Here is a 22,690-nt window from a genome sequence, read left to right as displayed (position 1 = left end):
CCTGTTTGCCCGGTGGCGCTACGCTTACCGGGCAAACAAGGATCGCAGTATATTGTAGGCCGGATTAGCATAGCGCCATCCGGCATTTTTTTATGCGGCTTTTTTCTCTTTCGACGGCAGGAAGCCTTCGAGCACAATCAATGCCGCGCCGATACAGATAGCAGTATCGGCCAGATTGAAGGTCGCGAAATGCCAGTCGCCGACGTAAAAGTCAATCATATCAACCACGAAGCCGTGCCACAGGCGGTCGAACAAGTTGCCCAGCGCACCGCCAATGATTAACGCATACGCGATGTTGTTCAGCTTCTGCGTCGCCTTCGAGCGATACATCATCACCATCAGGATGACGCAAATACCGATGGCGATGCCGGCAAAGAACCAACGTTGCCAGCCGCCGCTGTCGGCTAAGAAGCTAAACGCCGCACCGTAGTTACGCGCGTAGTGCAGATTAAGCGACGGAAACAGCGACACCGTATCCCCCAGAGCAAAGTTCTGGAGGATCAGGTATTTGCTGCCTAAATCGATAATCAGCACGACTACCACCAGCCACAGCCAGCGTAGTCCTGTTGAACAAAGAGGCTTACTCATCAGGCAAACTTACGTTGTTCGCCATCACCGGCGATGTTGCTGACACAGCGTCCGCAGATATCTGCATGTTCCGCCACCTGGCCGACGTCGGTAGTGTAATGCCAGCAGCGCGGGCATTTCTCACCTTCGGCTTTGCTCAGTACGATTTTCAGACCTTTGAGCAGTTCGCTCTGCTGAGCATCAGCAGGAGCCGCTGCATAATCCGCAACCGTCGCACCAGAGGTCAGCAGTACAAAACGCAACTCTTCGCCCAGCGCGGTCAGTTTCGCCGCCAGCTCAGGTTCAGCGTACAGGGTCACTGCCGCTTCCAGAGAACCACCGACTTTCTTATCCGCACGTGCCTGTTCGATGACTTTGTTCACTTCGCCACGCACTTTCAGCAGCTCGTCCCAGAAGGCATCGTTCATCGCCTCGGTTTCGCCTAAGCCAAACAGACCTTCGTACCATTCACCGGTAAAGACATACTTCTCACGATCGCCCGGCAGGTAGCCCCAGATTTCATCGGCGGTGAAGGACATGATCGGCGCCATCCAACGAACCAGCGCTTCAGCGATATGGAACAGCGCAGTCTGGCAGCTACGACGCGCCACGCTGTCCGCTTTCGCGGTGTACTGACGGTCTTTGATGATGTCGAGGTAGAACGAACCCATTTCGACGGAGCAGAAGCGCATCAGGCGCTGTACCACCTCGTGGAAGTCATAGGCTTCATAGGCTTTCAGGATTTCGTCCTGCGCCGCTTGCGCACAACCTACCGCCCACCTGTCCAGAACCACCATCTCTTCCGGTTTCACCATGTCTTTTACCGGATCGAACCCGTTCAGGTTCGCCAGCAGGAAGCGCGCGGTGTTACGGATACGACGATAGCTGTCGGCAGCACGTTTCAGAATTTCGTCAGAAACGGCCATTTCACCGGTATAGTCGGTTGAAGCCACCCACAGACGTAGAATATCCGCGCCCAGTTTGTTCATCACATCCTGCGGAGAAACGGTGTTACCGATAGACTTGGACATCTTACGGCCCTGACCATCAACGGTGAAACCGTGGGTCAGTACCTGGCGATAAGGTGCTTTGCCTTTCATGGCGGTGGAGATCATCAGAGATGACATGAACCAGCCACGGTGCTGGTCAGAGCCTTCCAGATACATATCTGCCGCATGGCCCGCAAACTCAGGACGCACGTCCACGACGGAGGAGTGGGTTGAACCAGAGTCGAACCACACGTCCAGCGTATCCGGGACTTTGACATACTGGTCAGCTTCGTCGCCGAGGATATCTTTCGGATCGAGATCCCACCACGCCTGGATGCCGTCAACTTCAACGCGTTTAGCCACTTCTTCCATCAGTTCGATAGCGCGCGGATGCAGCTCTTCGGTGTCTTTGTGAACAAACAGAGACATCGGCACACCCCACGTACGCTGACGGGAGATACACCAGTCAGGACGGTTAGCAACCATCGATTCAATACGCGCCTGGCCCCAGTCCGGGATCCACTGCACGCCTTTGATCTCTTTCAGAGACTGTGCGCGCAGGCCTTTTTGATCCATGCTGACGAACCACTGTGGGGTCGCGCGGAAGATGATCGGTGACTTGTGACGCCAGCAGCATGGGTAGCTGTGCTGCATCTTCTCAACGTGCAGCAGCGCACCTTTTTCGCTCAGCAGCGCAACGATTTTGTCGTTGGCTTTAAAGACGTTCACGCCGTCCAGATCCGGATAGGTACCCGCCAGGTATGCGCCGTCCGGGCCAACCGGGTTAGCGATTTCCAGACCGTATTTCTGGCTGATGACGTAGTCATCCGGACCGTGACCGCCAGCGGTATGAACCGCACCGGTACCCGCATCCAGCGTAACGTGATCGCCAAGGATAGCCGGTACATCGAAGCCCATAAACGGATGGGTAAAGCGCAGCAGTTCCAGCTCAGCGCCTTTAACGGTGCCGAGAATGGTGTATTCAGCCGCGCCAATACGCTGCATAACGCTTTCAACCAGATCTTTCGCCAGAATCACAGCCTGGCCGTCAATCTGCACCAGCGCATAGTCAAAATCAGGTGCCAGAGAGATTGCGCGGTTCGCCGGTAACGTCCACGGGGTAGTGGTCCAGATAACCAGAGAGATCGGGCCGTTGACGTCAGAAACGCCAAATTTCGCTTTCACCGCATCCTGATCGGCAGCGTGGAACGCTACGTCGATGGACGGGGAGGTTTTGTCATAATACTCAACTTCCGCTTCCGCCAGCGCGGAACGGCAGTCAACGCACCAGTGCACCGGCTTCGCACCTTTGTGCAGGTGACCGTTACCGATGATTTTACCCAGCGCACGAATGATGTTGGCTTCGGTTTTGAAGTCCATGGTCAGGTACGGATGCGACCAGTCGCCCAGTACGCCAAGACGGATAAAGTCTTTACGCTGACCGTCAACCTGGGTCGCTGCGTATTCGCGGCACTTGGCACGGAACTCAGCGGCGGTAAACTTCTCGCCCGGTTTGCCGTATTCCTGCTCTACTTTCAGCTCGATCGGCAGACCGTGGCAGTCCCAGCCCGGAACGTAAGGCGAGTCATAACCCGTGAGTCCTTTGGACTTCACGATAATGTCTTTCAGAATCTTGTTAACCGAGTGACCAATATGAATGCTGCCATTCGCATAAGGAGGGCCATCATGCAGAATGAAGGTTTTTTTGCCTTTTTTGGCCGCACGAATGATGCCGTACAGGTCATCATCAGTCCAACGCGCCAGCATTCCCGGTTCGCGCTTGGCGAGATCGCCGCGCATCGGGAACCCTGTTTCCGGCAAATTCAGGGTTGATTTATAGTCACTCATCAGATTCTCGGTTCCGTATTTAAAACTCGTATAGGCATTAAGCCGGTTTTGTTAGCCCAAAAAATTCACGGGCAGTCAACTCATCACGCGCAATCTGCGCTTTTAGCTCATCCAGCGAGGCAAATCGCTGTTCGCTGCGTATTTTTTTACGCAGTACTACATCTATATGGCGACCATACAGGTCCATTACAACGTCCAATAGATGCACTTCCAACTGTTGGCGTACGCCTGCTACCGTCGGGCGGGTGCCGATGTTGGCGACGCCGGGCAACGGTTTGTCACCCAGTCCCATCACTTCAACTGCATAAACCCCTTTCACCGGAGAAACCTGGCGACGCAGCGGTAAGTTTGCCGTCGGAAAACCGATGGTGCGCCCTAATTCATCACCGTGAACGACACGTCCTGAGATAGTAAAAGGATGCCCAAGCAGGCTTTCGGCCAGTTGCAGGTTATCTTCTGCCAGCGCCTGACGTACCGCGGTGCTGCTAATGCGCACACCGCCTTCGCAGAAGGTTTGGGTGCTGGTGATATCAAAACCATACTCAGCGCCCGCTTCCTGTAATAACAAGAAATCGCCCGCACGGCTAGCGCCAAAGCGGAAATCATCACCAACGGCAAGAAATTGTACACCAAGGCGCTTAACCAGCAGATCGCTGATGAAGGTCTGCGCCGTTAATGCCGCAAAGCGCCTGTCAAAACGCACGCACAGCACGTAGTCCACGCCGCATTCCGCCAGATAACGCAGTTTTTCGCGCAGGCGAGTGAGGCGCGCAGGTGACTTGTCGGTCGCAAACAGCTCTAGCGGCTGCGGCTCGAAAATCATCACCATCACCGGTAAATTGCGTTTGCGCCCTTCTTCCCGTAAACCCTGCAGCAACGCACGGTGACCACGGTGCACGCCGTCGAAATTACCAATAGTCAGCACACACCCATGCGGGGCCTGACTGAGATTATGTATGCCTCGTATCAGCTTCATGTCTGGCTCAAAACAGTGAAAATCGTGAAAGTATACCCTGTACCGCGGTCAACGTTAACCGGCGATTGTTTCTACGAAACAGAAAGAGGATTGTTTTCATTGTTATGAAACAAATTGCAGACCTTCACGGGCACGCCAATGCAATTTTTCTCGTGGAAAAGCTGTATTCACGCCACGCAAGCTGGTAGAATCCTGCGCCATCACTACGCAACGAGTGCTGCAATTTAAACGGCGCTTATTTGCACAAATCCATTGACAAAAGAAGGCTAAAAGGGCATATTCCTCGGCCTTTGAATTGTCCATATAGAACACATTTGGGAGTTGGACCTTGGCTAATATCAAATCAGCTAAGAAGCGCGCCGTTCAGTCTGAAAAGGCCCGCAAGCACAACGCTAGCCGTCGCTCTATGATGCGTACTTTCATCAAGAAAGTATACGCAGCTATCGAAGCTGGCGACAAAGCTACTGCACTGAAAGCATTTAACGAAATGCAACCAATCGTGGACCGTCAGGCTGCTAAAGGTCTGATCCACAAAAACAAAGCTGCACGTCATAAAGCAAACCTGACTGCACAGATCAACAAACTGGCTTAATCGCCTGCTTGTTGTCGCTTTGTAAAAAAACCCGCGCAAGCGGGTTTTTTTATGTCTGTCATTTGTTCGTTGGCGTAAAAAGCGCCGAGTAGTCCGCATTGCAGATACGCTGCACCGCCGGATGCTGGATCATCCTTTCCGCAAATATGGCGTGATACTCTTCCATCACATTTTCTACGCGGCCAATTTCAACAATAGAATCATCGGCATAGAAATTGTGCGAATACAGCGTAGGTGCAACAAAAATAGCATTATGCGTTGCCCCAAACGCTTTCATCAGGGCAGCGTCATCAAACTCACCGAGGATTTCGACATTCAATCCTTGTGAGTTGATCCAGTTCAGCAGCTTACGTCCGAGCATCGAACGGCGCCCTGGGATCAGCAACCGACGCTCCTCAAGGCAGGCCGGGAATGGTTTTTCAGGCAGCGGTTTGGTGCACCAAAAACTCACGCTGCACTCGCCTATCCGCACTGAGAACAACCCTTCCTGCTGCGTAGAGTCGATCGGGCAGTCGGAGATGATCATATCCAGCTTATGTTGGCTGAGTTGATCCAACAGCATCTCATGCGTTGATTCAAAACAACGCAGATGGATTTGTTCATCTTCAACCACAGCGGCATCCAGCACGCTGCTGACCAGCTGCTTCGATAGCGCATCCGCCACGCCGACATCGAACAGCAAATTAGACTCTTTGCGGTAGTTCACGATATCCAGCATTTCCTGGCTTAAGGTAAACATCTTATCCGCGTAACGAAAAACCAATTCGCCTAACTCACTGGGCTCCAGCCCACGCCCCTTCCGCTTAAACAATTTTCCCTGTAAGCGTTCCTCAAGCGCTTTAATCTGCCCGGTAATGGTCTGCGGTGTCAGATAAAGCGCTTCTGCTGCACCAACCACTGACCCTTCTTTATAGACATGCCAAAAGTAGTACAGATGGTTGTAATTTATATGAGACATACTCTCTCCCTGAAAATTGTCACGAAAGGGTTATCCCGTCAGGCTGATGCGTTCAACCGGGCACGTAACCAGCAGTAACCTATCACTGCCGACAACAAGGAGCCGATCAGGATCCCCAGTTTTGCCCAGTTAATCAGCTCAGGATCGACGTTGCCAAATGCCAGGCTGGCAATAAAAATCGACATCGTAAAGCCAATGCCGCAAAGAATACCGACCGCCATAATCTGCTGGAAATTCGTTCCTTCCGGCAATTGCGCCACCTTGAGGCGTAACGCCAGCCAGCAAAACAGACTGATACCCAACGGTTTGCCGATCAACAGGCCGGCAATGATCCCCAGCGGTAATATCGAGGTCAGTCCATCAATAGTGACGCCCTGCAGTGAAACGCCTGCGTTAGCGAAGGCAAACAGTGGCAGGATCAGGTATGCCACCCATGGATGCAGAACATGCTCCAGTCGCTTCGCCGGTGAACGTCCGTGTTTTTCCTTCAATGGAATGAAGAAGCCCACGATCACGCCCGCCAGTGTTGCATGCACGCCAGACTTCAGTACGGCAGTCCACAGCACTACGCCGACCAGAATATAAATACCGGTGCGTCTCACTCCGCACAGATTCAATGCCGCCAGAACGAGGATCGCGCACGCGGCAACGCCCAGCGACAGCAGCGAGAGATCGCTGGTATAGAACAGTGCGATGATGACGATAGCGCCGAGGTCATCAATAATCGCCAGCGCCATCAGGAAGATTTTCAACGCCAGTGGTACACGACTGCCCAACAACGCCAGCACACCTAACGCAAAAGCGATATCCGTTGCCGCCGGGATCGCCCACCCTTCACGGGTGATGGGATCGGCATAGTTGAATGCCAGGTACAGCAGCGCCGGGACAATCATGCCCCCGATAGCAGCAATGATCGGGAACGCCGCCTGACGCAGACTGGCCAGCGAACCTTGCATTAACTCGCGCTTTACTTCCAGACCAATCAACAGGAAGAACACCGCCATCAACGCGTCGTTGATCCACAGCAGCATATTTTTGTTGATCTCAAGCGCGCCAACCCGCAGTTGAACGGGCGTTTCCAAAAAGGCGTGGTACCATCCACTGGTAACCCCGATATTTGCCATCAGCATAGCGACCACGGCTGCGATGATCAGAATGATGCCCCCCGAGGCGTCACTACTAAAAAAACGATGCAGATGTTTCACTTTTATTCTCTCTATTAGGTGAATACTTCGTAAATACTATCTTACACCCTCAAAAAGCTCGTTAAAATTAGATTATTCATTATGGATAGATCGGATTTTACGAGTAAAAATTTCAGCAATCATCAAGATGTTCTGCCTGTGCCATTACCGCCAGAGAGAATGATTCCTCCTCTCAGATCTTCAAAAATTCTTGGATCAGAGTATTCTCGTATTCATTGATATATTGGGATAATAATCAAAGAGCTAAGATGGACTCGACACCTCTCCCGCAAGAAATATTGAGAACCTGGCAACGCATAGAATTTTTTCAGCCTTATACGCTTGAAAGAAAAGATAAAAGCCTGCTGATCCCACTAAAAAAACTCATTACATTAGGTGATGCTTCACTTCCGTGGCATTCAGAGAAATTACGCCAGCAATATGACATTCCGCCGAAGGCATCATTTATTGTTCACGTAGGGCTATTTGAGAAAAATATCGTCAGCCGTATTAGTCAGGAGGTTCTTGGAACAAATGAGGAAAATGACGACGAATGCGAACAGCGCTTGGATCAGGAAGGGACAACCTGTTTTGCTAAGATGCAGTTGAACGGAGAAGGTGTACCCACGAGAGATAAACTGTCGGTAAGTTCGCTACCCTGGGCGTTGGGCCATCTTAAAAAACGTCAATTCCACAAACTCGACTCATCAGTCTTCGCGGTCGATTGTATGCATCTTGCCGATACATTCAATGATTTCTGCGTTACGTTAGAGCCCGTAAGGGAAAAAGGCCCGGGAGTATTGCGCGCAAGCAATATTCTCACGCTGCTCGACACTCATTTAACATCATGGGCGGACTTTGCACCTGAATGGCAATATGCAATACAAATTGACTGGTTTAACGGCAACAATGAGAGCCAGGACACGGAACAAGAAGAAGCTAGCGAAACGGAAGACCTCATAAGCGACAATGAAAAGGCATTAGTACTTCCCATCTTAAATAGCTTCTTTTTTGAGGATATTGAAGATGCAATGTCATCATTGGAAGACACTCGATGCCGAACACTCAATACTTACCTCACTCACCTTGTTCACAGAAACCCGGATCTCTATTCTCAGAAAGGACTAACAGCCATTATCGATAAGCTGCATCCGACTAAAATGCCTCTGGGGCGTTGGCCTTCAGAGCCAGAGCACGCGATGTCATTAATGCAGCAGTTTGCAATAAATACGGCGGTAGAAGAGCTTGCTGAAGGTGGGTTACTATCAGTAAATGGGCCTCCGGGAACGGGGAAAACGACGTTGCTGCGTGATTTAGTTGCGCATAATGTCGTTGAACGAGCGAGAGTCCTTGCGGGCTTCAGCAATGTGGAAGATACGCTTACCCATGAAGGCTTTATCGTCCCGGAACTGACCGGTTTCGAAATGATTGTGGCCTCATCCAATAATGCAGCCGTAGAAAATATCTCTAACGAATTACCGCAAAAGAAATCGCTGGCCGAAGAATTTCGTTCTCTTGACTATTTGTCACCGACCGCAAATCAAGTTGCAGCAAAATCCCTGCCCAAATCTGCGCATAAAAGAGATAAAGATGGAAAAGGAACTGAGCGTAATTACCATCTCTTTCGTCCTCTTGCGACAGAAAAACAGTGTTGGGGATTAATTTCAGTAGCTCTTGGAAGAAAAACAAATCGTACAAAATTCGCCCAAAGATTACTGTTTGATGAGCATTTTTTACGCGACACATCAGTCGAAATGGCTAGACCGGACAACGAAAACTTTCTCAGCCTTTGGCGCTGGAAGTCTTGCCACAATAAACTCTCTTTTACCGCAGCAAAGCAGCATTTCATTCACTGCCTGAAAACAACAGAAGAGCTGCAAAAACAGTTAGCAGAATTAGCCGAACTGCTGGCAAAAAAACCTTACTGTTCATCTGATGTTTTGTCTTCGGACATGGCAAAAGCGGCAGTGCGATGTCAAGAGCGGCTTAGCGCACTTAAGGAATTTGAAGCTGAGCAGGACGTAATTGAAAAACAGATTCAGCATGCCAAGCAACAGCAAAAAATAGAAGAAGCCGATGCACCTGGCCTGCTGACTCGTTTGCTCAATCGTAAAAAGGTACAGACTTACCAGACATCATTACGTAACACACAACAGCATCTTTTAACGCTTAGCGCATCATTAATACACAAAACACAGCTCATTTCTGAACAGCGTAAACAACTGAATGAGGCAGACGCCCAAAAACGCCGCTTACAGCAAGAAATAGACAGGATTGCCCTGCAGCGCGAGGAAATAGAACAAAAATTGCGGGGCCTGAAGGATAAGTTTTCAGGAATAGCTCTACCTGATAGCCATAAACCCATCGATAATGCTGGCTTACAGCGCACCGCATTCTGGCAAAACGCTCAGATCAACCGCCAACGCTCACTGTTGTTTATGGCTGCGATGGATCTTCATCAAGCCTGGCTTTACGAGGCAATGGGGAGCGTTGATCGCTTTAGAGAAATGTTCCTGCTCCGCCTGAGGAATTTTTTAAATTCCCCTCATCTTGAGCCCACGCCACTCCCCTGGTGGCAAACGTTATGCATGTTTGTCCCGGTACTCTCTACAACCTTTGCCTCAGTGGGACGTATGCTGCATGGAGTAAAAGGCGGCGAGCTTGGCTGGGTAATGATCGATGAAGCTGGCCAGGCATCACCTCAACAGGCCGTCGGCGCTATATGGCGCGCCAAACGCGTACTTGTTGTGGGCGATCCGTTACAGATTGAGCCTGTATTCACCACCTCTCCATCACTGGTTAGGCACCTTTGTCAGGACCTTCTACACGAGCATGCTGAAAAGTGGAATCCAGAAAAGCTCTCAGTCCAACAGGTTGCCGATCGCGTCAATCATTGGGGCTGCAAATTAGAGATGATGAACAATAACATCTGGATTGGGATCCCATTATGGGTACATCGCCGTTGTATCGAACCCATGTTCAGTATTGCTAATAAACTGGCATACAATAACCGGATGATTCACGGGCTTGATACAGACAAAATCTGTAGTCGTCTTGTCAATGGCGAACTTGAAAACCACTGGTTGGTTTCAAGAGGCGGTTTGGGAGACAAGCAGTACCGAGATAGTCACGGTCAAAGCCTGATTACACTGCTGGACCGTCTACTCACGGAAAATATAGATCTGGGGTCTATTTACGTTATTACTCCATTCAAGGCTGTTAAATATGCTTTGTTGGAACTGATTGAACAAAGAGAGCTGGCCAGCTGGCAACAATACTCACCGCGACTAAAACATAAAGAAATTAAAGAGTGGCAAAAAAGCTGTGTTGGTACAGTCCATACTTTTCAGGGGAAAGAAAACGACATCGTTATTTTTGTTCTTGGATGTGATGTACACAATCGCGGCGGCGCAGAATGGGCTTCGAGCAAACCTAATCTTCTGAACGTGGCCCTTACCCGTGCTAAAAAACACATTTTTGTTATTGGAGACCCATTGGTATGGAAGACATTACCCGGATTTGCAATTGTCGCACATACCTTGCCGGAGAAAGCAGAGACAAATATCGTTGTTGAACAGGTAAGCCTGGAGTGGAAGTGAGAACAGAACCAAAAATAAAAGCCTGAGATTTTCCAATTTCAGGCTTTTTAGAATATACGGCAGTAAGCTTAGCGCGTCAGATCATCAAAGAACTTCTTCACACCGTCGAAGAAGCTTTTGGAGCGCGGACTGTTTTGTTCGCCGGTCGGGCCGCCAAAGCTGTCCTGCAGATCTTTGAGCAGTTGCTTCTGCTTGTCGTTCAGGCCCACAGGGGTTTCAACCACCACGCGGCACAGCAGGTCGCCCTGAGCGCCACCGCGTACAGACTTGACGCCCTTTCCACGCATGCGGAAAAGTTTGCCAGTTTGCGTTTCGCCCGGAATTTTTAACTTCACGCGACCGTCCAGCGTTGGGACTTCAATCTCGCCGCCCAGCGCTGCCATCGCAAAGTTAATCGGTACTTCGCAGTACAGGTTATTGCCTTCACGTTCGAAAATTGGGTGCTGTTTTACCTGCACCTGAACGTACAAATCACCTGCTGGTGCACCATGTTCACCGGCTTCACCTTCGCCCGCTAAACGAATACGGTCGCCGGTATCAACCCCTGCCGGGATCTTAACGGACAGCGTTTTGCTTTTCTCAACACGACCATGACCGTGGCATTTGTTGCACGGATCTTTGATCAGCGTACCGCGACCCTGGCAGTGTGGACAGGTCTGCTGTACGGCAAAAAAGCCCTGACGCATCTGTACCTGACCAGAACCATGACAGGTTGGACAGGTCTGCGGCTGAGTACCTGCCTTCGCACCGCTACCGTGGCAGACGTCACACTCTTCCAGAGTCGGAATACGGATCTCTTTGGTGACGCCACGCACGGCTTCTTCCAGAGTGAGATCCATGTTGTAACGTAAATCAGCACCACGTGAGGCGCGCTGACGACCACGACCGCCGCCAAAAATATCGCCAAACACGTCACCAAAGATATCGCTGAAGTCAGCCCCGCCGCCAAAACCGCCGCCACCGCCCATGCCGCCTTGCTCAAACGCAGCATGACCGTACTGATCGTAAGCCGCACGTTTTTGCGCATCGGTCAGGATTTCGTACGCTTCTTTGATCTCTTTAAACTTGGCTTCGGCCTCTTTATCACCCTGGTTGCGGTCCGGGTGAAATTTCATGGCCAGGCGCTTGTAGGCCTTTTTGATTTCACGCTCTTCCGCTGATTTGGAAACGCCTAAAATCTCGTAATAGTCTTGCTTAGCCATCTCTTTTTATCTGCCCCTAACATGCGTGCACGGGCGGAGAGGAAACCTCTTCGCCCGTGCCAGTAATTACCCGTTCAAAGGGCGATTATTTTTTGTCTTTCACTTCTTCAAACTCGGCGTCGACAACGTCGTCATCTTTCGCGTTGTTTGCAGAAGCATCAGCGCCTGCTGCGCCAGCCTGCTGCTGTGCGTGCTGCTGCTGAGCGATTTCCATCAGTTTCTGGGAAACCTGTGCCAGCGCCTGCATTTTCGCTTCGATATCCGCTTTGTCTTCGCCTTTCAGAGAAGTTTCCAGCGCGGTCAGTGCAGACTCGATGGCAGTTTTGTCATCAGCTGGCAGTTTGTCGCCTGCTTCTTCAACCTGCTTACGAGTGCTGTGCAGCAGATGGTCACCCTGGTTACGAGTCTGAACCAGCTCTTCAAACTTACGGTCAGATTCTGCGTTCGCTTCTGCTTCGCGAACCATTTTCTGAATTTCTTCTTCGTTCAGACCAGAAGAAGCCTTGATGGTGATCTTCTGCTCTTTACCGCTGTTTTTGTCTTTCGCGGAAACGTGCAGGATACCGTCGGCATCGATGTCAAAAGTAACTTCGATCTGCGGCATACCGCGCGGAGCCGGGCTGATACCATCCAGGTTAAACTGACCCAGATCTTTGTTATCAGCGGCGCGTTTACGTTCACCCTGCAGCACGTGGATGGTTACCGCAGACTGGTTGTCTTCAGCGGTAGAGAACACCTGGCTGTGCTTGGTCGGGATAGTGGTGTTTTTCGCGATCAGTGGAGTCATCACGCCACCCATGGTTTCGATACCCAGAGACAGCGGGGTAACGTCCAGCAGCAGCACGTCTTTCACATCACCGGTCAATACACCACCCTGAACGGCAGCACCGATTGCCACTGCTTCGTCCGGGTTAACGTCTTTACGCGGCTCTTTACCGAAGAACTCAGCAACTTTCTTCTGTACCATCGGCATACGAGTCTGACCACCGACCAGGATAACGTCCTGAACGTCGGAAACAGACAGACCAGCATCCTGCAGAGCAACTTTCAGCGGCTCGATAGAACGGTTAACCAGGTCTTCAACCAGGCTTTCCAGTTTCGCACGGGTCACTTTGATGTTCATGTGTTTCGGACCAGTCGCGTCTGCAGTAATGTACGGCAGGTTCACGTCGGTCTGCTGAGCGGAAGACAGTTCGATCTTCGCTTTCTCAGCGGCTTCTTTCAGACGCTGCATCGCCAGCGGGTCATTACGCAGATCGATACCCTGATCTTTCTTAAATTCGTCAACCAGGTAGTTGATCATACGGCTGTCGAAGTCTTCACCACCCAGGTGGGTATCACCGTTGGTTGCCAGAACTTCGAAGGTTTTTTCGCCGTCAACTTCGTCGATTTCGATAATAGAGATATCGAAAGTACCACCACCGAGGTCATAAACCGCGATAGTACGGTTGCCAACTTCTTTATCCAGACCGTAAGCCAGTGCCGCTGCGGTCGGTTCGTTGATGATACGTTTTACTTCCAGACCTGCGATACGGCCAGCATCTTTGGTTGCCTGACGCTGAGCATCGTTGAAGTATGCAGGTACGGTGATAACCGCTTCAGTTACCGGTTCGCCCAGGTAATCTTCAGCCGTTTTCTTCATTTTTTTCAGCACTTCAGCAGAAATCTGCGGCGGTGCCATTTTCTGACCTTTTACATCAATCCATGCATCACCGTTGTCAGCACCGATGATTTTGTACGGCATGATGGCTTCATCACGCTGTACTTCTTCATCCTGGAAGCGGCGGCCAATCAGGCGTTTAATCGCAAACAGGGTGTTTTGCGGGTTTGTCACTGCCTGACGTTTAGCCGGCTGACCAACCAGAGTTTCACCATCCTGGGTATAAGCAATGATAGAAGGCGTGGTGCGATCGCCCTCGGCGTTCTCCAGCACACGTGCAGTAGTGCCATCCATAATCGCTACACAAGAGTTGGTAGTACCCAGGTCGATACCAATAATTTTACCCATCTAAACGTCTCCACTAAAAATTCGGTCATCATGTGGTTGTGAATCTGTAATAAGGGCGAAACGTGCGGTTTCAACTACCCTGAATCGTTTTTTTTCAGACTCACCACTGCGGTTGTCTACAAGATGGGGTCGTAACCCACGTCATCAAGGGGGGCATGAAAATTTTTTTTAGCACAGTGGCGATAAAATTAAGGTAAAAAGGCAGAAAGGCAAAAAAACGAATAGTTTCCAATCAAAATCAATTCACAAAACAAATCAACACCAGCACGGTTATTCATGTGAAAATTGTAATAAAAAGAAAAGATTACGACCATGAAACGGTTTCCCGTCGGCGGTAAGATGGTCTGATGTCACACACTTTTACAGCCGTCAAAGAGAAATTCCATGAAATCCGTGTTAACCCTTTCCACCAGCCTGCTTATGGGCCTGCTGCTGAGCAGCGCCGCGCACGCTAACGATCATAAAGTTCTGGGTATGGTTGCGATGCCCCGCAACGCAACCAACGACCTCACGCTGAGAATTCCCGTTTGCCGGGTTGTGAAGCGCATTCAGCTCACCGCCGATCGCGGCGATATTAAACTTAACGGCGCATCCGTCTACTTCAAAGCAGTACGCACTTCCAGCCAAAGCCTGAACGTCCCGTCATCCATTAAAGAGGGACAAACGACCAACTGGATCACTATTAATAGCGACAACGACAATAAACGTTGCGTGTCTAAAATCACCTTCTCAGGCCAGTCAGTAAACTCCTCTGACATGGCAACGCTGAAAGTTATTGGCGACGACTAATTCCGCACATTTTGATTCAGAAGCCATAGAAAACATGCGGGGCAGACACGCGGTTGATGCGAAAGCCTTTGAACTGGAATAACCACTGCCGCGCGCATGAAGCAGCTCCATCTGGCTATGGGTATTTCTCACCAGATCGTCCACCAAATCCCTCAGTTCCCGGTGGTACTTCAAATCGTCTGTCTCAGCAAAATGCTCAACCATGCGTAAGCGTGATGCCCATCACAGGGAAAATAATTCATTTTCCCTTCGTTAGATCATAGACAGTGCCCTCTCCCCTGATTATCATGCCGCGCCCCGAAGACAGTGATCGTTATTTGGGGAAACTATTTCACCATTCAATCAATGATGATTTTGAGGAATTATGGGCAACACTAAGTTGGCTAATCCGGCACCGCTGGGCCTGATGGGCTTTGGCATGACCACCATTCTGCTTAACCTGCACAACGCGGGTTTCTTCGCCTTTGACGTTATTATTCTGGCGATGGGCATTTTCTACGGCGGTATCGCGCAAATATTTGCCGGTCTGCTGGAATATAAAAAAGGCAACACCTTCGGTTTAACCGCCTTTACCTCCTACGGTTCGTTCTGGCTGACGCTGGTTGCAATCCTGATCATGCCGAAAATGGGCCTGGCGGATGCAACCAATGGTCAGTTCCTGGGCGTGTACCTGGGTCTGTGGGGCGTGTTCACACTGTTCATGTTCTTCGGCACGCTGAAAGCTAACCGCGCGTTGCAGTTTGTCTTCCTGAGCCTGACAGTGCTGTTCGCACTGCTGGCGGTTGGCAACATTGCAGGTAACGAAGCGATCATTCACGTTGCTGGCTGGATTGGCTTAGTGTGTGGCGCAAGCGCCATTTACCTGGCGATGGGTGAAGTGCTGAACGAACAGTTTGGCCGTACCATCCTGCCGATCGGTGAAGCGCACTAAACTGACGCTATCCCCCCGAACGGGGGGATATTCCTTACAAGCGCTGTAACTCTCCCTGCACGCTCGTATCGCGATGATAAATATCCTGTCGCAGCCAAATCCCCAGACCTAACCCCACCAGCGATAACGCCAGCACATACCAGGCCGGAGCCATTGGCGACACGCTCATTAACATCGTCACGGCGATTGGTGTCAGACCACCAAAAATGGCGTACGACACGTTGTAAGAAAAGGAGATTCCGGTAAAGCGGACCTCCGCCGGAAACGCCCGCACCATCACATAAGGCACTGCTCCCACCACACCAACGCACAACCCTACCAGCCCGTATAACAAGAACAAGTGCTGAGGATGGCTGCCGGTCAGGTGATAGAAAAACCAGCTTGAACAGGCCAGCAGCAGGCTGCCGACAATAAAGATTTTGCTGGCGCCGACCCGGTCGACAATAAACCCGGCCAGCAGACAGCCGACGCACAGCATAATGGTCGCGACACTGTTGGCTTGTAACGTCAACGCCGGTGCAAAACCATACTGCTTCTGCAACCAGACTGGCGACATCAGGATCACCACCACAATCCCGGCCGATAACAGCCAGGTCAGCAGCATGGAAATGACCACCGCTTTTTTATGCTTGCTCACCACCGACTTCACCGGTAGCTCTTGCGCCAGCGCTTTACGCTGCTGCATTTCGAGGAAGATGGGCGTTTCCTGCAACCAGCGACGCAGGTACATCGCCACCAGCCCAAACACGCCCCCCAGCAGGAACGGGATACGCCAGCCGTAGTCATGCACCGCCTGCTGCGTCAGGCTGGTATTCACCAGAGTTGCGACCACCGATCCCAGCAGAATCCCCACCGTCAGCCCGGCGGTCAGCGTGCCACAGGCAATGCCGATGCGGCGCTCCGGTACGTGTTCCGCCACGAACACCCACGCGCCCGGCACTTCTCCGCCGATGGCTGCGCCTTGCAAAATGCGCATCAGCAGTAACAGCAGCGGCGCGAGGATCCCCATTGAGGCGTAGGTAGGCAAAAGACCAATCGCCAGCGTCGGTATCGCCATCAGCAAAATGCTCAGGGTGAACATTTTCTTACGCCCGACCAGATCGCCAAAGTGCGCCATGATGATGCCACCCAGCGGACGCGCCAGATATCCGGCGGCAAAAATGCCGAAGGTTTGCACCTGACGTAGCCATTCAGGAATGTCTGCAGGGAAGAAGAGTTCGCCAACAACAGCGGCAAAGAAGACGAAGATAATGAAATCATAAAACTCAAGCGCACCGCCGAGGGCAGCAAGCGTAAGAGTTTTATAATCCTGGCGATTCAGCGGTCGAGTGTGTTGTGACATAGCAAACCATGAGTCAGTGGAGTTATTGAATCTGTCAGTCGATATATGTAAAGCAAAAATTACTATATCGTAAACAATTCAATACTCCACTGTCATTGGCACTTATGTCACGATCGGACTACTTTCAGGCGTTTATATCGCGGATTGCGCTTTTAGGACGAAAAGATGCTACAATAGCCGGTGCGGTTTCCACATACGGCCCATCCAGCAACTGTATACAATACGGTACACTTGCAAATATACCCGGCACGATAACCTTACCGTCGGCATCTTTCACGCCTTCCAGCGTTTCTTTGATCGATTTCGGCTGCCCTGGCAGATTCAGGATCAACGCCTGTTTGCGAATCACACCAACCTGGCGGGAGAGAATAGCCGTTGGCACAAAGTGCAGGCTTATCTGGCGCATCTGCTCGCCAAAGCCCGGCATCTGGCGGTCGGCTACGGCCAGCGTGGCATCAGGCGTTACATCGCGGCGGGCCGGACCCGTTCCGCCGGTAGTCAGCACCAGATGACAGCTCATTTCATCCACCAGCTCACATAAGGTCTGTTCGATGATCGCCTGTTCATCCGGGATCAGTCGCGTTTGCAGCTCAAAAGGGATGGTAAGGGCAGATGCCAGCCACTCTTCAAGGGCCGGGATGCCTTTATCCTGGTAAACGCCGCTGGAAGCACGGTCAGAAATGGAAACCAGGCCAATGCGTAAAGTATTCATGATTATTCCGTTTAAACAGTCTCGTTAAACAGAATGATACACTGCGAAGGGAAGGACAGACAGGTTTCAGAAGAGGTAGCGTGACCCCTGTCAGGGCCACGCGTTAATGATTACAGCAGATCGCCGATCATTTTTTCCAGTTTACCCTGGTCTACAGCAAACTTACGGATACCGTCCGCCAGTTTGTCTACAGCCATCGGATCCTGGTTGTGCTGCCACAGGAACTCAGCTTCAGTGATACGTGCAGGGCGCGCTTTCACTTCGCCGGAGAAGGACAGTTTACGTTCGATAGTGCCTTCGCTTTCCGCCAGCTCTTTCAGCAGTGCCGGAGCAATCGTCAGACGATCGCAGCCTGCCAGCTCAATGATTTCGCCGACGTTACGGAAGCTCGCACCCATCACCACGGTTTCGTAACCGTGCTGTTTGTAGTACTCGTAGATTTCCGTTACGGAAACCACACCCGGATCTTCTGCCGGTGCATACTCTTTCTTGTCAGTGTTGGCTTTGTACCAGTCCAGAATACGACCAACAAACGGAGAAATCAGGTATACGCCAGCTTCTGCACATGCGCGCGCCTGCGCGAAGGAGAACAGCAGAGTCAGGTTACAGTTGATACCTTCTTTTTCCAGCTGCTCAGCGGCACGGATGCCCTGCCAGGTTGAAGCCAGTTTGATCAGAATGCGATCGTTGCTGATGCCAGCATCGTTGTACATTTTGATCAGACGTTTTGCTTTCGCGATGGACGCGTCGGTGTCGTAGGACAGACGAGCGTCAACTTCAGTAGAAATACGACCCGGGACCAGTTTCAGGATCTCCAGACCGATATTTACTGCCAGTTTGTCGGTCGCGTCGACGATCTGCTGTGCGCGATCGTTGCTCTGCTGCTTAGCCCAGGCTACAGCATCATCAATCAGCTTGCGGTATTCTGGGATCTGCGCTGCGTTAAGAATGAGAGAAGGGTTAGTTGTGGCATCCTGAGGCTGATACAGCTTCATTGCCGCGATGTCTCCGGTGTCGGCCACTACTGTGGTGAACTGACGAAGGGAGGTCAATTTGTCCGTCATGATAGCGATTCTCTTTAAACAGCTTGTTAGGGGGATGTAACCGATCTTCCCTGATGATAGCACGACGCACTCTCAGCGCAACCGCCTGGATTGTCCGACCCGCTGCTCAGCCCTGATTACGCATCTCACAGCCCGTGATGCGCAATTAAAGATATACCCATTGTTATGGTAAACTCCCGCAATCAATCACCTTATAAGGTATATACTGGTCGATAATTGGTAGCGCTTACACGGGATTATTCGCGCTTACCGGCATCAACAAGAGGGATGTTAATGCCTGATTTTTTCTCATTTATTAATGAAATACTCTGGGGATCGGTGATGATCTACCTCCTGCTTGGCGCAGGATGTTGGTTCACCTGGCGTACAGGGTTCGTGCAGTTCCGCTATATTCGCCAGTTTGGCAAAAGTCTTAAAAACAGCATCAGCCCGCAGCCGGGCGGTTTAACTTCCTTTCAGGCATTGTGCACCAGTCTTGCCGCGCGCGTCGGTAGCGGAAATCTGGCGGGTGTGGCGTTGGCGATCGCCGCCGGCGGCGCGGGAGCCATTTTCTGGATGTGGGTCTCGGCGGTCATTGGTATGGCAACCTCATTCGCTGAGTGCTCACTTGCCCAACTGTATAAAGAGCGCGACAGCAAGGGACAGTTTCGCGGCGGTCCTGCATGGTATATGGCCCGTGGGCTGGGCATGCGCTGGATGGGCGTGCTGTTTGCCATCTTTTTACTCATTGCCTATGGCCTGATTTTTAACAGCGTTCAGGCGAACTCAGTCTCTCGTGCGCTGGATTTTGCTTTTGATATCCCTCCCCTCTTCTCCGGTATCGCACTGGCAATCGCGTCATTAGTGGTCATCGTCGGCGGCATTAAAGGCGTCGCACGCCTGATGCAATGGTTTGTTCCGATGATGGCGCTGCTGTGGATCGGTTGTAGCCTCGTCATCTGCCTTTGGCATTTCGGACAGCTCCCCGGCATTATCATGACCATCATAAAAAGCGCCTTTGGCTGGCAGGAGGCCGCGGCCGGTGCCGCCGGGTATACGCTGAGCCAGGCTATTGCCAGCGGCTTTCAACGCGGTATGTTCTCTAATGAAGCCGGAATGGGCTCAACCCCGAACGCAGCTGCCTCGGCAGCATCCTGGCCGCCACACCCTGCAGCACAAGGCATTGTGCAAATGATTGGTGTATTGGGCGATACGCTAATTCTTTGTACGGCCAGCGCAATGATCATTTTACTGGCGGGTAATGGCACCACTTATGTGCCAATGGAAGGCATCCAGTTGCTGCAAAGAGCCATGGTCTCGCTGACGGGTGAATGGGGAGCCGGATTCGTGGCTTTTATTGTGATTCTGTTTGCCTTTAGCTCTATCGTCGCCAACTACATTTATGCGGAAAACAACCTCGTTTTCCTGAAGCTGGACAACATCCGCGTCATCTGGCTATTACGTATCGCTACCGTGAGTACCGTTGTTGGGGGAACGTTAGTCAGCTTCCCACTCGTCTGGCAGTTGGCCGACATCATTATGGCTTGTATGGCCATCACTAACCTGACGGCGATTCTGCTGCTTTCTCCGGTTGTCCATACCATCGCCAGCGACTATCTGCGCCAGCGTAAACTCGGGGTGCGTCCAGAATTCGATCCGCGCCGTTATCCTGATATCAGACAACAGCTTGCGCCCGATAGCTGGGATGAAACGCCGCGCGAATAGCGCGGCAATCGCAACCATCGATCAATTCAGTCGTTTTTTTTGCTAAAGTCGCAGTAAATTTCCTGCAAGGACTGGATATGCTGATTCTGATTTCACCTGCAAAAACGCTCGACTACCAAAGCCCGCTGGCAACGACACGTCATACGCTGCCCGAGTTGCTGGATCACTCTCAGCAGCTTATTCACGTGGCACGCCAGCTCTCTGCACCTCAGATTGGCAAGCTGATGGGGATTAGCGACAAGCTGGCGGATCTGAACGCCACCCGTTTCCATGACTGGCAGCCTGACTTCACGCCGGACAATGCACGTCAGGCCATCCTGGCGTTTAAAGGCGACGTCTATACAGGGTTGCAGGCTGAAACCTTCAGCGAGGCGGATTTCGACTTCGCTCAACAGCATTTACGGATGCTGTCCGGGCTATACGGCGTTTTACGTCCGTTGGATTTGATGCAGCCTTACCGTCTGGAGATGGGCATTCGTCTGACCAATGCGAAGGGTAAAGATCTCTACCAGTTCTGGGGAGATACCATCACCGATAAACTTAACGAAGCGCTGGAAGCGCAAGGCGACAGCGTGGTGATCAACCTCGCCTCGGATGAGTATTTTAAATCCGTGAAGCCGAAAAAACTCAACGCTGAGCTTATCAAACCAGTCTTCCTCGACGAGAAAAACGGCAAGTTCAAAGTCATCAGTTTCTATGCCAAAAAAGCGCGCGGCCTGATGAGTCGCTACATTATTGAGAACCGCTTAACACAGCCGGAACAGCTGACCGCATTTAACAGTGAAGGTTATTTCTTTGATGAAGAAGCATCAGGAAACAGCGAACTGGTATTTAAACGCCACGAGCAATAGTAAAAAGGCCGGATGACGGCTAACGCCTTATCCGGCCTACAGATTTTGTCGGCCCGCTAAGCAAAGCGCCAGCGGGCACAACCATTACCCGCGGGTCATCATCAGCTTACGCAGTTCAGCAAAATCAGCAGGCAGGTGATGAGAAAGCAGCGGCAGATCCGCGCGTTCCGCCAGTTCTTTTGGCAACGCCAGCGTCAGGTCAAGAATCTCTTCAACGCTTTCTTTAAACTTCGCCGGATGCGCAGTACCGAGGAACAGGCCATACTCGCCAGGGTTTAGCTGGTCACGCAGCGCGCGGTAAGCCACCGCCGCATGCGGTTCTGAGGTGTAGCCCATCTCATGTAACTCACGCATCGTGTCCTGAGTCGTGGCATCGTCAACGGCGGCATAACCCAACTCATTCAGACGCCAGATTTTACGGCGGAACAGTTCTTCCACGCGCGGCCAGTTGTTCGGCTGGCTGACATCCATCGCATTCGACAACGTCGCCTGAGTCGCTTTCGGTGCCCACTCACCTTCTGCAAGGAAGCGCGGAACCGTATCATTAACGTTAGTCGCCGCGATAAAACGCTTCACCGGCAAGCCCAGTGATTTCGCCAGCAGCCCGGCAGTCAGATCGCCAAAGTTACCGCTGGGAACGGAAATCACCAGTTGATTACGCGCCTCTTGCGGCAGTTGAGCCACAGCCTCAAAGTAGTAACAGATTTGCGCCAGCAGACGGCTAATGTTAATTGAGTTAGCCGAGTTCAGTCCCAGAGCCACCTTCAGCTCTTCGTCATCAAACGCCTGTTTCACCAGCGCCTGGCAGGCATCAAAATCGCCATCAATAGCCACAGTTTCAATGTTACCGCCCAGCGTACAGAACAGTTTTTCCTGTAATGGGCTGATCTTGCCGTTCGGGTAGAGGATCACCACGCGCACATTTTTCAGGCCATAAAAGGCATGCGCAACGGCCGCCCCGGTATCTCCGGAGGTCGCCGTCAGAATCGTTACCGGTTTGTCGCCACTAATGTGCGTCAGCATCTGCGCCATAAAGCGCCCGCCAAAGTCTTTAAATGCAAGCGTTGGGCCGTGGAACAGTTCCAGACAGCCGACATCCGCGGCAACCTGAGCAACCGGTGCCGGAAAGGCAAATGCCGCACGCACGCGCTCTTCCAGAATTTCCTGAGGGATCTCATCACCAATAAATGCGGACAGGATCTTCGCGCTGCGGCTAACGAAGTCCTGCTTCAGCATCTCATCCACTTCTGTCAGATTGAATTCCGGTAGATCGTGCGGAAAAAACAATCCCTGATTCTTGCCCAGTCCTTGCGTAACAGCCTGTGCAAAGCTGACCTGTTCGTTGTGATCTTTCAGATTATACAGTTTCATTGA

General features: G+C 51.6%; 17 protein-coding genes and 1 pseudogene. 6 read left to right on the top strand and 12 right to left on the bottom strand.

The genetic code is table 11. The annotated features are described in order from the left end of the window. Positions 1-90: 90 nt before the first annotated feature. From lspA to OGX92_RS10545, 4 genes and pseudogenes are all read right to left on the bottom strand, one after another. The gene (lspA, locus tag OGX92_RS10560; protein WP_003018932.1) at positions 91-588 is read right to left on the bottom strand and encodes a signal peptidase II; all 498 of its coding nucleotides are present in this window, start codon (positions 586-588) and stop codon (positions 91-93) included. Then, entirely contained in the window at positions 588-3,404 is a 2,817-nt protein-coding gene (gene ileS, locus OGX92_RS10555; RefSeq protein WP_003829724.1) for an isoleucine--tRNA ligase, read from the bottom strand. The genes lspA and ileS overlap by 1 nt, the downstream gene beginning before the upstream one ends. 37 nt (positions 3,405-3,441) lie before the next feature. After that, positions 3,442-4,380 (bottom strand): bifunctional riboflavin kinase/FAD synthetase, encoded by a 939-nt coding sequence (gene ribF, locus OGX92_RS10550; RefSeq protein ID WP_003829725.1) that lies wholly within the window; start codon positions 4,378-4,380, stop codon positions 3,442-3,444. Between the two features lie 7 nt (positions 4,381-4,387). Continuing rightward, positions 4,388-4,603 (bottom strand): annotated as a pseudogene (locus OGX92_RS10545) (DUF2575 domain-containing protein). Positions 4,604-4,708: 105 nt separating this feature from the next. On the opposite strand from OGX92_RS10545, the gene rpsT reads away from it, so the two are divergent. Then, the gene (gene rpsT, locus OGX92_RS10540) at positions 4,709-4,972 is read left to right on the top strand and encodes a 30S ribosomal protein S20 (protein ID WP_003018940.1); all 264 of its coding nucleotides are present in this window, start codon (positions 4,709-4,711) and stop codon (positions 4,970-4,972) included. A gap of 58 nt (positions 4,973-5,030) precedes the next feature. Here rpsT and nhaR read toward each other — a convergent pair whose 3' ends face one another. After that, on the bottom strand, positions 5,031-5,930 hold the full coding sequence (gene nhaR, locus OGX92_RS10535; protein ID WP_003829732.1) for a transcriptional activator NhaR: 900 nt from the start codon (positions 5,928-5,930) through the stop codon (positions 5,031-5,033). Positions 5,931-5,968: 38 nt separating this feature from the next. Next, on the bottom strand, positions 5,969-7,135 hold the full coding sequence (gene nhaA / locus OGX92_RS10530) for a Na+/H+ antiporter NhaA (RefSeq protein ID WP_003829733.1): 1,167 nt from the start codon (positions 7,133-7,135) through the stop codon (positions 5,969-5,971). A 248-nt stretch (positions 7,136-7,383) separates the two neighbouring features. Between nhaA and OGX92_RS10525 the strand changes: the two genes are divergently transcribed. Continuing rightward, positions 7,384-10,713 (top strand): DEAD/DEAH box helicase, encoded by a 3,330-nt coding sequence (locus OGX92_RS10525; RefSeq protein WP_286586524.1) that lies wholly within the window; start codon positions 7,384-7,386, stop codon positions 10,711-10,713. Between the two features lie 68 nt (positions 10,714-10,781). Here the strand turns inward: OGX92_RS10525 and dnaJ are convergent, their stop codons facing one another. After that, positions 10,782-11,915, bottom strand: a complete 1,134-nt coding sequence (dnaJ, locus tag OGX92_RS10520; RefSeq protein WP_003829737.1) for a molecular chaperone DnaJ — start codon at positions 11,913-11,915, stop codon at positions 10,782-10,784. Positions 11,916-12,000: 85 nt separating this feature from the next. Beyond that, positions 12,001-13,923, bottom strand: a complete 1,923-nt coding sequence (dnaK, locus tag OGX92_RS10515; protein WP_003829739.1) for a molecular chaperone DnaK — start codon at positions 13,921-13,923, stop codon at positions 12,001-12,003. Positions 13,924-14,307: 384 nt separating this feature from the next. Between dnaK and OGX92_RS10510 the strand changes: the two genes are divergently transcribed. Both OGX92_RS10510 and satP read left to right on the top strand, forming a co-directional pair. After that, on the top strand, positions 14,308-14,712 hold the full coding sequence (locus OGX92_RS10510; RefSeq protein ID WP_003829741.1) for a DUF2541 family protein: 405 nt from the start codon (positions 14,308-14,310) through the stop codon (positions 14,710-14,712). 364 nt (positions 14,713-15,076) lie between these two features. After that, entirely contained in the window at positions 15,077-15,643 is a 567-nt protein-coding gene (gene satP, locus OGX92_RS10505) for an acetate uptake transporter (RefSeq protein ID WP_003829744.1), read from the top strand. Between the two features lie 34 nt (positions 15,644-15,677). Here satP and OGX92_RS10500 read toward each other — a convergent pair whose 3' ends face one another. The 3 genes from OGX92_RS10500 to tal form a co-directional block, all read right to left on the bottom strand. Further along, a complete protein-coding gene (locus OGX92_RS10500; RefSeq protein ID WP_286586523.1) occupies positions 15,678-16,985 on the bottom strand; it encodes an MFS transporter in 1,308 nt (435 codons plus the stop codon). Positions 16,986-17,109: 124 nt separating this feature from the next. Further along, positions 17,110-17,697 (bottom strand): molybdopterin adenylyltransferase, encoded by a 588-nt coding sequence (gene mog, locus OGX92_RS10495; protein ID WP_286586522.1) that lies wholly within the window; start codon positions 17,695-17,697, stop codon positions 17,110-17,112. 110 nt (positions 17,698-17,807) lie between these two features. Then, positions 17,808-18,761 (bottom strand): transaldolase, encoded by a 954-nt coding sequence (gene tal / locus OGX92_RS10490; protein ID WP_003829752.1) that lies wholly within the window; start codon positions 18,759-18,761, stop codon positions 17,808-17,810. A gap of 273 nt (positions 18,762-19,034) precedes the next feature. On the opposite strand from tal, the gene OGX92_RS10485 reads away from it, so the two are divergent. Next, positions 19,035-20,465 (top strand): alanine/glycine:cation symporter family protein, encoded by a 1,431-nt coding sequence (locus tag OGX92_RS10485; RefSeq protein WP_063941080.1) that lies wholly within the window; start codon positions 19,035-19,037, stop codon positions 20,463-20,465. A 77-nt stretch (positions 20,466-20,542) separates the two neighbouring features. Then, positions 20,543-21,316, top strand: a complete 774-nt coding sequence (gene yaaA / locus OGX92_RS10480) for a peroxide stress protein YaaA (RefSeq protein ID WP_286586521.1) — start codon at positions 20,543-20,545, stop codon at positions 21,314-21,316. Positions 21,317-21,400: 84 nt separating this feature from the next. On the opposite strand, the gene thrC is transcribed toward yaaA, so the two are convergent. Continuing rightward, positions 21,401-22,687, bottom strand: a complete 1,287-nt coding sequence (gene thrC / locus OGX92_RS10475) for a threonine synthase (protein ID WP_149281238.1) — start codon at positions 22,685-22,687, stop codon at positions 21,401-21,403. Between the last annotated feature and the right edge of the window lie 3 nt (positions 22,688-22,690).

This window comes from Citrobacter sp. Cpo089, assembly GCF_030332695.1.
GTDB lineage: Bacteria > Pseudomonadota > Gammaproteobacteria > Enterobacterales > Enterobacteriaceae > Citrobacter > Citrobacter portucalensis.
Note: the sequence above shows the minus strand (reverse complement) of the source record. Positions and strands in the feature narration are given on the sequence as shown.

Bases quoted from the DNA above. Each gene is read 5' to 3' on its own strand.
- satP (WP_003829744.1), top strand. From the start codon at position 15,077: ATGGGCAACACTAAGTTGGCTAATCCGGCACCGCTGGGCCTGATGGGC.
- ribF (WP_003829725.1), bottom strand. From the start codon at position 4,380: ATGAAGCTGATACGAGGCATACATAATCTCAGTCAGGCCCCGCATGGG.
- OGX92_RS10510 (WP_003829741.1), top strand. From the start codon at position 14,308: ATGAAATCCGTGTTAACCCTTTCCACCAGCCTGCTTATGGGCCTGCTG.
- thrC (WP_149281238.1), bottom strand. From the start codon at position 22,687: ATGAAACTGTATAATCTGAAAGATCACAACGAACAGGTCAGCTTTGCA.
- OGX92_RS10525 (WP_286586524.1), top strand. From the start codon at position 7,384: ATGGACTCGACACCTCTCCCGCAAGAAATATTGAGAACCTGGCAACGC.
- lspA (WP_003018932.1), bottom strand. From the start codon at position 588: ATGAGTAAGCCTCTTTGTTCAACAGGACTACGCTGGCTGTGGCTGGTG.
- dnaK (WP_003829739.1), bottom strand. From the start codon at position 13,923: ATGGGTAAAATTATTGGTATCGACCTGGGTACTACCAACTCTTGTGTA.
- tal (WP_003829752.1), bottom strand. From the start codon at position 18,761: ATGACGGACAAATTGACCTCCCTTCGTCAGTTCACCACAGTAGTGGCC.
- OGX92_RS10500 (WP_286586523.1), bottom strand. From the start codon at position 16,985: ATGTCACAACACACTCGACCGCTGAATCGCCAGGATTATAAAACTCTT.
- mog (WP_286586522.1), bottom strand. From the start codon at position 17,697: ATGAATACTTTACGCATTGGCCTGGTTTCCATTTCTGACCGTGCTTCC.
- OGX92_RS10485 (WP_063941080.1), top strand. From the start codon at position 19,035: ATGCCTGATTTTTTCTCATTTATTAATGAAATACTCTGGGGATCGGTG.
- dnaJ (WP_003829737.1), bottom strand. From the start codon at position 11,915: ATGGCTAAGCAAGACTATTACGAGATTTTAGGCGTTTCCAAATCAGCG.
- nhaR (WP_003829732.1), bottom strand. From the start codon at position 5,930: ATGTCTCATATAAATTACAACCATCTGTACTACTTTTGGCATGTCTAT.
- yaaA (WP_286586521.1), top strand. From the start codon at position 20,543: ATGCTGATTCTGATTTCACCTGCAAAAACGCTCGACTACCAAAGCCCG.
- ileS (WP_003829724.1), bottom strand. From the start codon at position 3,404: ATGAGTGACTATAAATCAACCCTGAATTTGCCGGAAACAGGGTTCCCG.